This window comes from Acidovorax sp. Leaf191 (assembly GCF_001424425.1).
Classification (GTDB): Bacteria; Pseudomonadota; Gammaproteobacteria; order Burkholderiales; family Burkholderiaceae_C; genus Acidovorax.
In genome coordinates, this window is sequence record NZ_LMPT01000022.1 from 93,645 (window position 1) to 108,819 (window position 15,175).

The following is a 15,175-nucleotide window of genomic DNA, read 5'->3' on the forward strand; positions in this document are numbered from 1 at the left end:
CTCGGGTGCGTCAGGCCAGGGTGTGCAGGGGAATGTCCTGGGCCACCGCCAGGGCATCGAGCTGTGCCCGTGTCTGGGTGCGCAGGAACGCGGCCACCGCCAGGTGGGTGGCGGGTGCGCGCAGTACGTCGGCATCACCGCTCGCGGGCAGGCCTGCGGCGGTGCACAAACGCGCGGCAAAGTGCGGCTCCAGCGCGGCCACGGCCACGCGGCCGTCGGCGCAGGGGTAGATGCGGTAGCCCGCATGCTGGCCGCCCACATCGCCGTCGGGGGTGGTGAGCCCCCAGTCGCGGGGCTGGGCCAGCCATGCCGCAGCGTCGGCCAGTGCGACCTCGATGCACACGCCGTGGCCGGTACGGGCGCGCTCCAGCAGCGCCTGCAATACGGCTTCGCTGGCCATCAGCGCACCGCCCATGTCGGCGTAGAGCGTCGGGGGCATCTCGGTGCCGGTCACCAGGCCCGCGTCGGCCAGGTAGGTAAGGTCGTGGCCAGGCTCCTCGGCCCGTTCGGCCGCGGCGCCCACGATGCGCACCAGCGACAGGCGCGGGTAGCGCGCCTGCAGTGCATCCCACGCCAGGCCCAGCTTGCCCAGCGCCGATGGACGAAAGGACGTGATCAGGACATCCGTGCGCGCCAGTTCCTCATGCAGTACTGCCTGGCCTTCAGGGGTCTTGAGGTGCGCATGCACCACCCGCACGCCAGCGTGCAGCGTGGCGTAAGCCGCCGGGCTGTAGATGCCCATCGGGTCGGCACTGGGGTGGCCTGTCGCCGGGGGCGGCTCGAGCTTGGTGCACTCCGCGCCCAGGCGTGCGCAGCGCATCAGTGCGGCAGGGCCGGGCAGGTTGAGCGCCAGGCTCAAGATGCGGGTGCTGCGCAGGGGCTGAGGTTGAGGCTGATCGGTGGTTGCGAGGTGGGCGGTGCGAGCGGACATGGGGCGTGGCGTTGGCTGGGGGTTTGGCTGGGAGCTAGCGGAGACGGCGGAGATGGCGCAACAGGTGTGAATCGGCACCGCCACTGGCTGGAACTTTTGGCGGGGGCGGGCGCTCCCTCTCTGCGTTATACATAATTTGTTACGCTCCCAGACCCCATGCAACGCAGAACCTCTTTGGCGGCCCTGGCGGGCTTGGCCACCTTTCCGGGACCTTTCTCCATGACTTCCTTGAGCCACGCCGCCGGCTTGCCGCCCTTGCAGGCGTTGAAGCCGTCGCCCCGCATGCCGGTGCTGTTCGTCGGCCACGGAAGTCCCATGAACGCGATCGAGGACAACGCATGGCGCCGCAGTTGGCAGGCCACCGGCACGGAGTTGATGGCGCGCGCGGTACAGCCGCAGCTCATTCTGTGCGTGTCGGCCCACTGGCTCACGCGGGGAGGCTGGCAGGTCACCGGCATGGCGCAGCCCAAGACGATCCATGATTTCGGCGGCTTTCCGCAGGCGCTGTTCGACCAGCAGTACCCCGCACCGGGCGCGCCGGCGGTGGCGCGCAGCCTGGCCAAGGAGTTGAAGTCACCTGCCACGGGCGGCGCGTTGGGGGTGGACGAAGGCGAGTGGGGGCTGGACCACGGTACCTGGTCGGTGCTCAAGCCCATGTTCCCCAAGGCGGACATCCCGGTGCTGCAGCTGTCCATGGACTACAGCCGCGCCCCGGCCGAGCACTACGCGCTGGGCCAGCAGCTCAAGGGCCTGCGCGACCGCGGCGTGTTGATTGTCGGCAGCGGCAACATCGTGCACAACCTGCGCGCATCGCGCCGCGGCTCTGCCGCCAACGAGGCCTACGACTGGGCCACCGAGTTCGACACGGTGGTGCAAGACCAGATCAAGAAGGGCCAGCTTGGCGCCCTGCAGGACTTTCAAAAACTGGGCGCCGTGGCGCAGCAGGCGCACCCCACGCACGAGCATTACCTGCCGCTGCTATACGCTGCAGGCGCGGTGGCGCCCAGCGAAATGCCGCGGTTCTTCAACACGGGCTACCAGTCGGCGTCGATCTCGATGCGGTCGGTGCTGTGGGGTTGAGCGACTCTTTGGGCACGCGTGCAGGTTGATCCCGTCTGCACGGGGCGGGCACTCTTGGGCCTGCGACTGCGTTGTCGCAATGCAGCTGCGCTCTGTTGTTGATGCAGCGCCTGGGTGCCAGTGGCGGCCTCCGTGGGCGCCCGCCGCGCGGACTACAGCCTGTCAGGTTTCCTGCCGACTGAGGGGGCCCTTGGGTCGCCATATCTTGGCGGCGAGCAGTGTTGTGCTTGCTGCATCCACCGCATGCGGTGCACATGGCGTCCCCCATCTTTTAGCGTACCTCCCTACCGTTCAACGCCATGAATTTTCAGCTGCCCCGGTCTCCAGCCGTGCCAGGTCGGGCACGCTCAGTGTTCCGTTTCGTCACAAAACCCTTGCGCAGCCTGCGCAGCCGGCGGTTCAAGGCGCCTCCGCGGCGTGTGATGGTGTGGTCGGTTTTCTCGGCGCTGCCGATGACGATGGTCGTGCTGCTGGGGACCTACTTGTCCTACCATTTTCATGAACAGCTGGTGCAAAGCCGCTCGCAGGTGGACTACACCCATCGGGTCCTGGGAGAGGTCAACCAGCTTTTCATCCTGCTGCAGGACGCCGAGACCGGGCAGCGCGGGTTCGTCATCACCGGTGACGACAGCTATCTGGACCCTTACCGGCAGGCGGTGGGCGCCACCGGGCCGGCGTTCGAGCGGCTGCGCGCGCTGTTGGTAGGCAGCGCCATTCAGAATTCGCAGATGGACAGGCTGGAGTCCCTGATCGACAGCAAGCTGGATGAGCTGCGGGAAGTGATCTTGCTGCGGCGCAGGGATGGGTTTTCCGCTGCAGGGGCGAAGATCGCCACCGGCCAGGGCAAGCAACTGATGGACGCTGTGCGCGCTGAGGTGCAAGAAGTGGTGCGAACCGAAAAGTCGCTGTTGAACCAGCGGCAGGACGTTGCCAAATTGCGCGAGCGTGAGTTGATGAAGGTGGGCATGTATGTGGCGGCGCTCTCCATCGTGATGCGCATCGTGCTGGCCGCCACACTGGTCCAGCTGCGCAAGCGCCGTCTGCTGAACGGATGAGACCGCCGTATCAGTCGCCTGGCTCCGTCGCTCAGGGCGACAGGCTGGCCCGCTGTGTCTTGGTGTCTTGAGCGTCTTGAATCTGCAGCCAGCTCCAGCGATGGCGGTAGCTCGCAGCCTTGGCCTGAAACAGGGGCAGATGAGGGCACTGCGGGTTGGGCCGCAGGATGCCCGCATACAACTCTGCCAAGCCATACGGCGCGTACAGCGTGGGTGCCCCGGCCGCCGCGCCCGGCTGCAAGCCCACGCAGGTGCAGGGCACCAGAAAGCGTTCGATGCCATTGCGGGCTGACTGCAGTGCGTCGTAAGGAAAGCCGAACCACTGCTCGTACCACAAGTGCACCCGGGCCTGGTTCTTGGCTTCCACAGTGATCGGCAGATCGGCGAAGAGGGCGGCGACGCGGCCCTGCACTGCGTGCTCTGCGGCTTGCGACACGTCAGCGGCGTCGAAGTAGAACAGGTCGTAGTCCTTGATGTGCGCCGTGGGTGCCCACCCGGAGCGCAGGTTCCACACCGTCTGGAACAGGCAGCCGGCCACCAGCCAGGCATCGGGCAGGCCCAGAAGTGGCAAACGCTCCAGAATGGCCGCGTTGTGCGGGTTCTGGAGCGCTTCGGTCACAAAGCGGCGCTCGAGCGCCACTTCAGCATCCAAGTCAGACCACCTTGGCAATCGACTGGCACACGTAGTCGATGTTCTTGCTGTTGAGCGCAGCCACGCACATGCGGCCGGTGTCCGTGCCGTACACGCCGAATTCATTGCGCAGGCGCACCATCTGGTCCTTGGTCAGGCCCGAGTAGCTGAACATGCCGATCTGGGTGGTGATGAAGCTCATGTCCTGCTTCACGCCGGCAGCCTTGAGGCCATCGACCAGTTTCTGGCGCATGGCCTTGATGCGCACGCGCATTTCGGACAGCTCCTTTTCCCACAGAGCGCGCAGCTCGGGGTTGTTCAGCACCGCAGCCACCACCGCACCACCGTGGATGGGCGGGTTGGAGTAGTTGGTGCGGATCACGATCTTGAGCTGGCTCAGCACGCGGGAGGCTTCTTCCTTGTCCGTGCACAGCACCGACAGGCCGCCCACGCGCTCGCCATACAGGCTGAAGCTCTTGGAGAACGAGGTGGACACGAAGAACGTGAGGCCAGCGGCCACGAACTTCTGGATCACGGCACCGTCTTCGGCGATGCCGTGGCCAAAGCCCTGGTAGGCCATGTCGAGGAAGGGTGTCAGGCCCTTGGCCTTGACGGTGGCCACCACCTGGTCCCATTGCTCGGGAGTGATGTCGTAGCCGGTGGGGTTGTGGCAGCAGGCGTGCAGCACGACGATGGTGCCGGCAGCGGCTGCGTTCAGGCTGGCCAGGAAGCCTTCGAAGTTCACGCCGCGCTTGGCTGCGTCATAGTAGGCGTAGGTGTCGACTTCGAAGCCGGCGTTGGTGAACAGGGCGCGGTGGTTTTCCCAGCTGGGGTCGGAGATCAAGACCTTGGCGTTGGGGCTGACCTTCTTGAGGAAGTCGGCGCCGATCTTCAGGCCGCCGGTGCCGCCGATGGCCTGCACGGTGGCCACGCGGCCGGACGTGACGGGTTCGCTGTCGGCGCCGAACACCAGGCTCTTGACGGCGTTGTCATACGCCACGATGCCGTCGATGGGCAGGTAGCCGCGGGCGGTCGGGGCGGACATCATGGTCTTTTCTGCGGCCTGCACGCACTGCAGCAGGGGCAGCTTGCCGTTGTCGTCGAAATAAACGCCGACGCCCAGGTTGACCTTGTTGGGGTTGGTGTCAGCGTTGAATTGCTCGTTGAGGCCCAGGATGGGGTCGCGGGGGGCCATTTCGACGGCGGTGAACAGAGACATGAAAATCCTTGAAAGGTTGTCAGTAGCGAAGAATCCAGGCGTGGTGTACTGTGCCGGGTTCCGCCGATTTTAACGGCCTGCCCACACCACTCGTTGACTGCACCCATGCCGGATATCACACAGGTCATAACGGAAAAGCAAGACGGCGAATTCGTCAGTTTCCCCGATTCACCCTTCGAGCTGTTCCAGCCGTACCCGCCTGCGGGCGACCAGCCCGAGGCCATTGCCAAGCTGGTGGAGGGCCTGAACGATGGCGAAGCCTTCCAGACCCTGCTGGGCGTGACGGGCTCGGGCAAGACCTTCACCATGGCCAACGTCATCGCCCGCATGGGTCGCCCGGCCATCATCTTCGCGCCCAACAAGACGCTGGCCGCGCAGTTGTACAGCGAGTTCCGCGAGTTCTTCCCCAAGAACGCCGTGGAGTACTTCGTGAGCTACTACGACTACTACCAGCCCGAGGCCTATGTGCCGCAACGGGACCTGTTCATTGAAAAGGACAGCGCGATCAACGAGCACATCGAGCAGATGCGGCTGTCTTGCACCAAGAGCCTGATGGAGCGGCGCGATGTGGTCATCGTGGCCACCGTGTCGGCCATCTACGGCATCGGCGAGCCCGAGAGCTACCACCGCATGGTGATGACGCTGCGCGTGGGCGACAAGCTGGGCCAGCGCGACGTGATCGCGCAGCTGATCCGCATGCAGTACCAGCGCAACGAGGCAGATTTTTCACGCGGCAAGTTCCGCGTACGGGGGGACACGATCGACGTGTTTCCAGCCGAGCACTCCGAGCTGGCGATCCGGATCGAGCTTTTTGACGACGAAGTGGAGAGCCTGCAGCTGTTCGACCCCCTCACCGGGCGCGTCAAGCAAAAGATACCGCGCTTCACGGTGTATCCCAGCAGCCACTACGTCACACCACGCGACAAGGTGCTCACCGCTGTGGAGACCATCAAGCTGGAGCTGGCCGAACGCCTGCAGCAACTGTTGGCCGACGGCAAGCTGGTGGAGGCGCAGCGGCTGGAGCAGCGTACCCGGTTCGATCTGGAGATGCTCAGCGAAGTAGGGCACTGCAAGGGCATCGAGAACTACACGCGCCACCTGTCCGGCGCTGCGCCGGGCGACCCGCCCAGCACGCTGACGGACTACATGCCCAAGGATGCGTTGATGTTCCTGGACGAGAGCCACCAGATGATCGGCCAGCTCAACGCCATGTACAGCGGCGACCGGTCGCGCAAGACGACGCTGGTGGAGTACGGCTTTCGGCTGCCGTCGGCGCTGGACAACCGCCCGCTCAAGTTCGAGGAGTTCGAGCAGCGCATGCGCCAGGCGATCTTCGTCACCGCGACCCCTGCAGAGTACGAACGCACGCATTCCGGGCAGATCGTGGACCAGGTGGTGCGTCCGACGGGGCTGGTGGACCCACAGGTCGAGGTGCGCCCCGCCACCCATCAGGTGGATGATGTGCTGCAGGAGATACGCATTCGGGTCGAAAAGCACGAGCGCGTACTCATTACCACGCTGACAAAGCGCATGGCCGAGCAACTGACCGACTACCTGACCGACAACGGCGTCAAGGTCCGCTACCTGCACAGCGACGTGGACACGGTCGAGCGGGTGGAGATCATCCGCGACCTGCGCCTGGGTGCTTTCGATGTGCTGGTGGGGATCAACCTGCTGCGGGAGGGGCTCGATATTCCCGAGGTATCGCTGGTGGCCATTCTGGATGCGGACAAGGAGGGTTTCCTGCGTGCCGAGCGCAGCCTGATCCAGACCATCGGCCGCGCAGCGCGCAACCTGAACGGCCGCGCCATCCTGTACGCCGACCGGATCACCGACTCCATGAAAAAAGCCATGGGCGAGACGGAACGACGCCGCATCAAGCAGATCGCACACAACGAGGAACACGGAATCACGCCGCGCAGCATTGTCAAGCGGGTAAGAGACCTGATTGACGGTGTGTACAGCGAAAAGGCCGGGAAGGACGCCGAACGTCTGGAGCAGGAAGCCATGCGGCGCGCCCAGGTGGAGGACATGTCCGAGAAGGACGTGGCGCGCGAGATCAAGCGGCTGGAAAAGCTCATGCTGGAGCACGCGCGCAACCTGGAATTCGAGCAGGCTGCCCGCGTGCGGGACCAGCTGACGAGGCTCAAGGACCAGGCGTTCGGTGCGCACGGAAATGATTCGGTGGCCTTGTGAATGGGCGTTGGAAGTGTCGGGTTAAGACATTGCTGATCAAATTGCGACCAGTTGGTTTTTTATCCCGACCAATTCGATAGGGATTTGTGTTATACTTGCACAAAACACTCAAGAAAACAGCCCAGCGATGAAGGGCTCCTTGCACGCCTTTGCAGGTGATCGCACGGAGAAGGGGCGGAGACGGTGCCTCACTGGCCATCAGCCAGTGGCGGCGGTTTCTACAACGAACAAGCCTTAGCACAAGGAGCTTGCGATGCGTCTCACAACCAAAGGCCGTTTTGCGGTCACCGCCATGATCGATTTGGCCCTGCGCCAGAACAATGGCCCTGTCACGCTGGCCGCGATCAGCCAGCGCCAGCAGATCTCGCTGTCGTACCTCGAGCAGCTGTTCGGCAAACTGCGCCGCCATGAACTGGTCGAATCGACCCGCGGCCCCGGTGGCGGCTACACCCTGGCCCGCAAGGCGGGCGACATCACCGTGGCGGACATCATCGTGTCGGTGGACGAACCCATCGACGCGACCCAGTGCGGCGGCAAGGAAAACTGCCTGGGCGAAGCCGGTCGCTGCATGACGCATGAACTGTGGGCTTCGCTGAACCAGCGCATGGTGGAGTTTCTGGACTCCGTCACGCTGCAAAAGCTGGTGGAAGAGCAGCTTGCCAAGGGTGTGCAGATCGAGGACAAGCCCGTGGTGCGCCGCGCGATCTCCACGACGCCGGTGGTCAAGCCCATCCGCGTGAATGCCCCGAACTCCGTCTTTGCCCTGGGCAACGTCTTCGCGAAGTCTTGAGCCTCGGTGCGCCGTGCTGGCCCTGGGGTCGGCACCGCCCTGAACGTTATTTGAACATCGACCTTCTTCCAGCAAATCTGCCAGCCAGAAACCTCTACTGAGCCAGCCATGGACATGACCCCGCACTTCCCCATCTATCTCGACTACGGCGCCACCACTCCGGTGGACCCGCGCGTGGTGGACGCCATGATTCCCTGGCTGCGCGAGCATTTCGGCAACGCGGCCTCGCGCAGCCACGCCTGGGGCTGGGAGGCGGAAGAAGCGGTAGAGAATGCCCGCGGCCAGGTGGCCGACCTGATCGGCGCCGACCCGCGCGAAATCGTCTGGACCAGCGGCGCCACCGAATCGATCAACCTGGCTCTGAAGGGTGCCGCCCAGTTCTACAAAGGCAAGGGCAAGCATCTCATCACGCTCAAGACCGAGCACAAGGCCGTGCTGGACACCATGCGCGAGCTGGAGCGACAGGGCTTCGAGGTCACCTACCTCGACGTGCAGGAAGACGGTCTGGTCAACATGGACGCCCTCAAGGCGGCCATCCGCCCTGACACCATCCTCATCAGCGTACTGTTCGTGAACAACGAAATCGGCGTGATCCAGGACATTCCGGCCATCGGCGCACTGTGCCGTGAGAAGGGCATCTTGTTCCACGTCGACGCGGCCCAGGCCACCGGCCGTGTGGCGATCGACATGGCCACGCTGCCCGTCGACCTGATGAGCATGACGGCGCACAAGACCTACGGCCCCAAGGGCATCGGCGCACTGTTCGTGCGCCGCAAGCCCCGCGTGCGCCTGGAAGCCCAGATGCACGGCGGCGGCCACGAGCGCGGCATGCGCTCGGGCACCTTGCCCACACACCAGATCGTGGGCATGGGCGAGGCCTTCCGCATCGCCAAGGAAGAAATGGCCGAAAGCAATGCCAAGGCCCATGCGCTGCAGCAGCGCCTGCTGGACGGCCTGAAGGACATCGAGCAGGTGTTCATCAACGGCAGCATGGAACGCCGCGTGCCGCAGAACCTGAACATGAGTTTCAACTACGTCGAAGGCGAGTCGCTCATCATGGGCATCAAGGGTCTGGCAGTGTCGTCCGGCTCCGCCTGCACGTCTGCCAGCCTGGAGCCCAGCTACGTGCTGCGTGCCCTGGGCCGCAGCGACGAGCTGGCGCACAGCAGCCTGCGCATGACCATCGGCCGCTTCACCACGGAAGAAGAGATCGACTACGCGATCTCCACCATCCGCGAGAACGTCGCCCGCCTGCGCGAGCTGAGCCCGCTGTGGGAGATGTACAAGGACGGCATCGACATCAGCACCATCCAGTGGGCTGCGCACTGATCCCCAATTTCCGAAGATTCAAGAGGTACACATCATGGCTTACTCAGACAAAGTGGTAGACCACTACGAGAACCCCCGCAACGTGGGTTCGTTCGACAAGGGTGATGATTCGGTAGGCACCGGCATGGTGGGGGCGCCAGCCTGCGGCGACGTGATGAAGCTGCAGATCAAGGTCAATCCTGCCACCGGCGTGATCGAAGACGCGCGCTTCAAGACCTACGGCTGTGGCTCTGCCATTGCTTCGTCGTCGCTCGTGACCGAATGGGTCAAGGGCAAGACGCTGGATGAAGCCGCGGCGCTCAAGAACAGCGAAATCGCCGAAGAGCTGGCGCTGCCGCCGGTCAAGGTGCACTGCTCGATCCTCGCGGAAGACGCCATCAAGGCCGCCGTGCTGGACTACAAGACCAAACACGCAGCCACTGCCACCGCTGCCTGATTGCCATGGCCATTACGCTGACTGAAGCCGCTGCCCGGCATGTGAACCGGTACCTGTCCCGCAGGGGCAAGGGGCTGGGCGTGCGCCTGGGCGTCAAGACGACGGGGTGCTCTGGCCTGGCCTACAAGCTGGAATATGTGGATGACACCCAGCCCGAAGACATCGTGTTCGAGAACCACGGCGTCAAGGTGCTGATCGACCCCAAGAGCCTGGCGTACATCGACGGTACCGAGCTCGACTTCGTGCGTGAAGGCCTCAACGAGGGCTTCAAGTTCAACAACCCCAATGAGCGGGATCGTTGCGGCTGCGGAGAGAGCTTCCGCGTCTGAGGTATGAACCGCCCCGTGAGTTGCGTAGCGCCTTGCCCCTCTCCCGTGGGAGTGGGGCGCCCAACGGGGCTCGGCAGATTGAGCACTGCGGTGGCACTGGTGGCAGCCGTATCGGTTTCATGGGCTGTGGGCAGTGCTTAGCGCGATGGACAACCACCTGACAAACCGCCCCCGTTGGCGGTTTTTTCTTGGCCTATGAACCTGCAATCTGACGACTTTGAACTCTTCGGCCTGGATCGCCGCTTTGCGCAGGATCGCAGCGCCATCGATGCGCGCTGGAAAGAGCTGCAGCGCGAGGCGCACCCGGACAAGTTCGCCGCCCAGGGCGCTGCCGCCCAGCGCGTGGCCATGCAGTGGTCTGTGCGCATCAACGAGGCCTACCAGCGCCTGAAGGACCCCATGCGCAGGGCGTCCTACCTGTGCGAGCTCCACGGTGCGCCCATCCGTGCCGAGGACAACACGGCAATGCCTGTCGCGTTCCTCATGCAGCAGATGGAATGGCGTGAGGCCCTGGAAGAGGCCGAGGCGGAGCCCGAACTGGATGCGCTGGACGACACCGTGGCGCAAGCCCGCCGAGAGGCGCTTGCCGAATGCGAAGCGCTGATCGATAGCCAGCACGACTATGCGGGTGCTTCCCAGCAGGTCAGAGCCCTCATGTTCATTGCGCGATTTGCCGACGACATCGAGCGCCGGCGAGAGCAACTGGGACAATAGCCCCCGTTTCTTGTGTTTCCCCTTTAGAAGCAGGCCGTGACCGTGGCCTGCCTTCCTCGTTAGAGATACCGAATTCCATGGCGCTTTTGCAGATTTCCGAGCCCGGCCAGTCCCCCGACCCCCATCAGCGGCGCATTGCCGTGGGCATTGATTTGGGCACCACGCATTCTCTGGTCGCGGCCGTGCGCAATGGCGTTGCCGAATGCCTGCCCGACGCGCAGGGCAGGGTGCTGCTGCCCTCGGTGGTGCGCTACCTGGGCAACGGCGGCCGCCAGATCGGCTACGACGCGGTGACAGCCCAGACGCAGGATGCGCGCAACACCATTGCGTCCGTCAAGCGCTTCATGGGCCGTGGCCTGCGCGATGTGGCCGATGCCGACAAGCTTCCGTACGACTTCGTATCGGGCAATGGGCCGCAGTCCGAAGGCATGGTGAGCCTGGACACAGCCGATGGCGTCAAGTCGCCAGTGGAGGTCAGTGCCGAGATCCTGGCCACGCTGCGCTACCGCGCGGAAGACACTTTCAACGACGACCTTTACGGCGCGGTCATCACCGTGCCTGCCTACTTCGACGACGCGCAGCGCCAGGCCACCAAAGACGCCGCCAAGCTGGCCGGCATCCATCTGCTGCGCCTCATCAACGAGCCGACGGCCGCGGCCATCGCTTATGGTCTGGACAACGCGAGCGAGGGTGTGTACGCCGTGTACGACCTGGGCGGCGGCACCTTCGACATCTCCATCCTGCGGCTCACGCAGGGCGTGTTCGAGGTGATTGCCACCGGTGGCGACTCTGCCCTGGGCGGTGACGACTACGACGCAGCCTTGGCAGACTGGGTGCTGGCGCAGTTGAACCTGCAGGTGACGACCCCTGCCGACAAGGCGGCCGTGCGGATGGCCGCACGGGCCTGCAAGGAAGCGCTGACCACTACTGATTTGATAGCATTCAGCGCTCACCTATCGGGCGGTAGCGTGCATTTCGACGTCAAGAAATCCGATTTTGAAGCCGCAACCGCCGACCTGACCGCCCGCTCGATGGCCGCTGTGCGCCGCGCCTTGCGCGATGCGCACCTGGCCCGCGACGAAGTGCAGGGCGTGGTGATGGTGGGGGGCTCCACCCGCATGCCGCAGGTGCAGCGTGCCGTGGCCGAATTCTTTGGCAAGCAGCCGCTGAACAACCTGAACCCTGACGAGGTGGTGGCCCTGGGCGCGTCGGTGCAGGCCAACCAGCTGGCGGGCAACGACACCGCTGGGGACCTGCTGCTGCTGGACGTGACACCGCTGTCGCTGGGCATCGAAACCATGGGCGGGCTGGTGGAGCGCATCGTGGCCCGCAACGAAACCATCCCCACCGCCAAGGCGCAGGACTTCACCACCTACAAGGACGGCCAGACCGCGCTGGCCATCCACGTGGTGCAAGGCGAGCGCGACCTGGTGCAGGACTGCCGCAGCCTGGCGCGCTTCGAGTTGCGCGGCATTCCGCCCATGGCGGCAGGCGCCGCCCGCATCCGCGTGACCTTCACGGTCGACGCGGATGGCCTGTTGAGCGTGAGCGCCAAGGAGCAGGGCAGTGGCGTGGAGGCGCGCATCGACGTGAAGCCGTCGTACGGCCTCTCGGACGACGAGATCGCCCGCATGCTGCAGGATGGCTTTGCGACGGCCGCGCAGGACATGAAGGCGCGCGCCGTGGTCGAAGCCCGGGTGGATGCCGACCGCATGCTCATCGCCACGCAAAGCGCACTGGATGCAGATGGCGACGTGCTCATGGCGGAAGAGCGCACACGCATCGAGGCCTTGATGGCCTCCTTGCGCGGGCAGCGCGAGGTGGACGATGCCGCCGTGATCGAAGCCGCGACCGAGGCCCTGGCCAAAGGCACCGAAGCCTTTGCGGCTCAGCGCATGAACCGTGGCATCCAGCAGGCGCTGGCGGGCAAGAACGTTCAGGCGCTCTGACGCCGACTCGACATCAGCCCCCGACAAAACCCGAAAAGACGACCGAGACGACCCGTCCAGACGACAAGAAGAAACGACCCCATGCCCGTCATCAAGATCCTTCCCCATCCCGAATACTGCCCTGCAGGCACGGAGATCACCGCGGCTGCGGGCACATCGATCTGCGAGGCGCTGCTCGAGAACCACATCAACATCGAGCACGCCTGCGACATGAGCTGCGCCTGCACCACCTGCCATGTCATCGTGCGCCAGGGTCTGCACTCGCTCAACGAGGCCGAAGAAGAAGAGGAAGACCTGCTCGACCGTGCCTGGGGCCTGGAGCCCCAATCGCGCCTGTCGTGCCAGGCCATCCTGGCGCAGCAGGACGTTGTGGTGGAGATTCCCAAATACACCATCAACCACGCCAAGGAGAACCACTGATGCGCGCAGCGACGGGCCACACCCAGCAAGGTTGCGCCTCCTTGGGGGGCTGCGTGGACACGGCATGCCAAGCCTGGGGGCGCGCATGACCCGCCAGATCGTTCTCGACACCGAAACCACCGGCCTGTCGGCCGACAGCGGCGACCGCATCATCGAGCTCGGTTGCGTCGAGCTTCTGAACCGCAAGCTCACGGGCAACAACCTGCACCTGTACTTCAACCCGGGCCGCGACAGCCATGAAGATGCTTTGAAAGTGCACGGCATCAGCAACGAGTTCCTGAAGGACAAGCCCAAGTTTGCGGAAGTGGCCGATGAGATCCTGCAGTACCTGCAGGGCGCTGAAATCATCATCCACAACGCCGCGTTCGACGTCGGCTTCCTGAACAAGGAGCTGGAGCTGATCGGACGGCCCGCGTTTCGCACCTACGTGGAAAGCGTCACCGACACGCTGGCCATGGCCAAGGAGATGTACCCCGGCAAGCGCAATTCGCTGGATGCTCTGTGCGACCGCCTGGGCGTGGACAACTCCAGCCGCACCCTGCACGGCGCGCTGCTGGACGCCGAGCTGCTGGCCGATGTGTACATCAATCTCACGCGGGGCCAGGACGCGCTGCTGATTGCCGACGATGGCGACGAGGGCGCGGACGGACTGCCGATCGTCGCGGTGGATCTGCGCACTTTCAGCTTGCCGGTCCTGAGTGCCAGCGAGGCCGAGAATGTGGCGCACGAAGAGGTGCTGGCACAGATCGACAAGGCCAGCGGCAGCAAGACAATCTGGCGAAAATTTGAAAACGCCTAAAAAGTTGTGCCATAATCGAAGGCTTGTCGGAGCGACGACGGGAGATTAGCTCAGGGGTAGAGCACTGCATTCACACTGCAGGGGTCGCAAGTTCGAAACTTGCATCTCCCACCAAGCACGCTCGCAGACAAGCCACGGCAAAGTCCCTTTTTCGAAGGACGGAGCTGCGGGAGATTAGCTCAGGGGTAGAGCACTGCATTCACACTGCAGGGGTCGCAAGTTCGAAACTTGCATCTCCCACCAATTCAAAATCCTTGCAGGCTTAGGGCTTGCAAGGATTTTTTCGTTGCGGCGCGTACAAGCCCGCTCAGTTGCTGGCCTTGCCGCAGCCAGCGGCGCACAGGCCCGAGGCCGCGAACTCCATGGTCCGCCCCGACAGAGGCACGATGACCGGAACGCGCGATGCCTTGATGAAGGCTTCCGTCTTGCTGCCCGGGCGCACCACCCCGTCCACCGTGCCGACCTCGTTGACATGTGAGGCGATCACCGATGCCGGCTTGACCAGTTCGTTGATCACGAAGGCGGCTTCCGCAGGGCCGGTGCTGAAGCCGTCGCCGATGTTCATCACCGCGAGCTTGGCCTTGTAGTAGTCACGCACCACGCGTTCCTGGTCGGCGGTGATGCCCGTATCGCCCGACAGGTAGGCTACCAGCCCGTTGCTGAAAGTCAGCACGTATCCGGTTGCCAGGCCAACGTCACCGGCTATGCCGGCCGCCTTCATTGCATCGCCCAGCTGGCCTCCGATGTAGTCCGGGTCGACGCCGTTGCTGTGCATGGCGGTCACCGTGGCGATGCGCACGCCGGCGACCGTGACGCTGCCGCCGAAGCGCGCCAGCATCGAGTTGGCCGGGTCGCCGCCGTTGGCCTTGAGCTTGGCCGCGAAGAAGGGCGGCATCTCGCTGCCGGTCACGATCTTGGACTTTTTGGCCAGCGCGATGTTCACCGCGTTGGAGTTGGGCAGGGCCGAGACCGACATGTCGGGGCTGGCACAGGTCCCCGAATTGGGCGCCGCGTTGTGCGCGTTGCCCACATGGTCACCATGCATGTGGCTCACGAGGATGATGTCGATCTTGCCCAGGCGCGGGTCACTGGCGCCGGCCACCGTGCGGCCCGGGTCGTACAGCACGCGCGTGCCGTTGGGGTCCTCGAAGACCAGGGCCCGGTCCTGCGGGCACAGCTCACCCTCGATGCCGCCCAACGGCGTCACCTTCACGTTCTGGGCCTGGGCCGACAAAGCGGCGACCAGGAAGAGGGCCGCGGCAGAGCACTTCAAGCGCATGGCATCTCCTCATTCGGT

At 64.5% G+C, this 15,175-nt stretch carries 15 protein-coding genes and 2 tRNA genes; 13 read left to right on the forward strand and 4 right to left on the reverse strand.

Features of this window, described 5'->3' with window-relative positions; genetic code table 11:
• Nucleotides 1–10: 10 nt before the first annotated feature.
• Nucleotides 11–931 carry a CoA transferase gene (locus tag ASG27_RS22905; protein ID WP_056421415.1) on the reverse strand — a complete coding sequence of 307 codons (921 nt, stop codon included), beginning with the start codon at nucleotides 929–931 and terminating at the stop codon, nucleotides 11–13.
• A gap of 219 nt (nucleotides 932–1,150) precedes the next feature.
• On the opposite strand from ASG27_RS22905, the gene ygiD reads away from it, so the two are divergent.
• Together ygiD and ASG27_RS22915 are read left to right on the forward strand one after the other, a co-directional pair.
• Nucleotides 1,151–2,011 carry a 4,5-DOPA dioxygenase extradiol gene (gene ygiD, locus ASG27_RS22910; RefSeq protein ID WP_235504140.1) on the forward strand — a complete coding sequence of 287 codons (861 nt, stop codon included), beginning with the start codon at nucleotides 1,151–1,153 and terminating at the stop codon, nucleotides 2,009–2,011.
• A gap of 299 nt (nucleotides 2,012–2,310) precedes the next feature.
• Nucleotides 2,311–3,066 carry a CHASE3 domain-containing protein gene (locus tag ASG27_RS22915; protein WP_082486122.1) on the forward strand — a complete coding sequence of 252 codons (756 nt, stop codon included), beginning with the start codon at nucleotides 2,311–2,313 and terminating at the stop codon, nucleotides 3,064–3,066.
• A 31-nt stretch (nucleotides 3,067–3,097) separates the two neighbouring features.
• Here ASG27_RS22915 and ASG27_RS22920 read toward each other — a convergent pair whose 3' ends face one another.
• Nucleotides 3,098–3,718 (reverse strand): nucleotidyltransferase family protein, encoded by a 621-nt coding sequence (locus tag ASG27_RS22920; RefSeq protein WP_235504139.1) that lies wholly within the window; start codon nucleotides 3,716–3,718, stop codon nucleotides 3,098–3,100.
• A gap of 1 nt (nucleotide 3,719) precedes the next feature.
• Nucleotides 3,720–4,916: an amino acid aminotransferase gene (locus ASG27_RS22925; RefSeq protein WP_056421412.1), complete on the reverse strand. Its 1,197-nt coding sequence runs from the start codon at nucleotides 4,914–4,916 to the stop codon at nucleotides 3,720–3,722.
• Between the two features lie 105 nt (nucleotides 4,917–5,021).
• Between ASG27_RS22925 and uvrB the strand changes: the two genes are divergently transcribed.
• The 11 genes from uvrB (at nucleotide 5,022) to ASG27_RS22980 (ending at nucleotide 14,121) form a co-directional block, all read left to right on the forward strand.
• Nucleotides 5,022–7,112 carry an excinuclease ABC subunit UvrB gene (gene uvrB, locus ASG27_RS22930; protein ID WP_056421411.1) on the forward strand — a complete coding sequence of 697 codons (2,091 nt, stop codon included), beginning with the start codon at nucleotides 5,022–5,024 and terminating at the stop codon, nucleotides 7,110–7,112.
• Nucleotides 7,113–7,365: 253 nt separating this feature from the next.
• On the forward strand, nucleotides 7,366–7,902 hold the full coding sequence (gene iscR, locus ASG27_RS22935) for a Fe-S cluster assembly transcriptional regulator IscR (RefSeq protein ID WP_007851285.1): 537 nt from the start codon (nucleotides 7,366–7,368) through the stop codon (nucleotides 7,900–7,902).
• Between the two features lie 108 nt (nucleotides 7,903–8,010).
• The gene (locus ASG27_RS22940; RefSeq protein ID WP_056421410.1) at nucleotides 8,011–9,231 is read left to right on the forward strand and encodes an IscS subfamily cysteine desulfurase; all 1,221 of its coding nucleotides are present in this window, start codon (nucleotides 8,011–8,013) and stop codon (nucleotides 9,229–9,231) included.
• Nucleotides 9,232–9,265: 34 nt separating this feature from the next.
• Nucleotides 9,266–9,667 carry a Fe-S cluster assembly scaffold IscU gene (gene iscU / locus ASG27_RS22945; RefSeq protein ID WP_056421409.1) on the forward strand — a complete coding sequence of 134 codons (402 nt, stop codon included), beginning with the start codon at nucleotides 9,266–9,268 and terminating at the stop codon, nucleotides 9,665–9,667.
• A gap of 5 nt (nucleotides 9,668–9,672) precedes the next feature.
• Complete coding sequence (gene iscA, locus ASG27_RS22950) at nucleotides 9,673–9,996, forward strand: iron-sulfur cluster assembly protein IscA (RefSeq protein WP_056421408.1); 324 nt, start codon at nucleotides 9,673–9,675, stop codon at nucleotides 9,994–9,996.
• A 195-nt stretch (nucleotides 9,997–10,191) separates the two neighbouring features.
• On the forward strand, nucleotides 10,192–10,710 hold the full coding sequence (gene hscB, locus ASG27_RS22955) for a Fe-S protein assembly co-chaperone HscB (RefSeq protein WP_056421407.1): 519 nt from the start codon (nucleotides 10,192–10,194) through the stop codon (nucleotides 10,708–10,710).
• Between the two features lie 77 nt (nucleotides 10,711–10,787).
• The gene (hscA, locus tag ASG27_RS22960) at nucleotides 10,788–12,659 is read left to right on the forward strand and encodes a Fe-S protein assembly chaperone HscA (RefSeq protein ID WP_056421406.1); all 1,872 of its coding nucleotides are present in this window, start codon (nucleotides 10,788–10,790) and stop codon (nucleotides 12,657–12,659) included.
• An 81-nt stretch (nucleotides 12,660–12,740) separates the two neighbouring features.
• Nucleotides 12,741–13,079: an ISC system 2Fe-2S type ferredoxin gene (gene fdx / locus ASG27_RS22965; RefSeq protein WP_056421405.1), complete on the forward strand. Its 339-nt coding sequence runs from the start codon at nucleotides 12,741–12,743 to the stop codon at nucleotides 13,077–13,079.
• Nucleotides 13,080–13,164: 85 nt separating this feature from the next.
• The gene (gene dnaQ / locus ASG27_RS22970; protein ID WP_056421404.1) at nucleotides 13,165–13,878 is read left to right on the forward strand and encodes a DNA polymerase III subunit epsilon; all 714 of its coding nucleotides are present in this window, start codon (nucleotides 13,165–13,167) and stop codon (nucleotides 13,876–13,878) included.
• Between the two features lie 39 nt (nucleotides 13,879–13,917).
• Nucleotides 13,918–13,992: transfer RNA gene (locus ASG27_RS22975), tRNA-Val, on the forward strand.
• 54 nt (nucleotides 13,993–14,046) lie between these two features.
• Nucleotides 14,047–14,121, forward strand: a tRNA-Val gene (locus ASG27_RS22980).
• A gap of 64 nt (nucleotides 14,122–14,185) precedes the next feature.
• Here the strand turns inward: ASG27_RS22980 and ASG27_RS22985 are convergent.
• Nucleotides 14,186–15,157 (reverse strand): MBL fold metallo-hydrolase, encoded by a 972-nt coding sequence (locus tag ASG27_RS22985; RefSeq protein WP_056421403.1) that lies wholly within the window; start codon nucleotides 15,155–15,157, stop codon nucleotides 14,186–14,188.
• Nucleotides 15,158–15,175 lie beyond the last annotated feature (18 nt).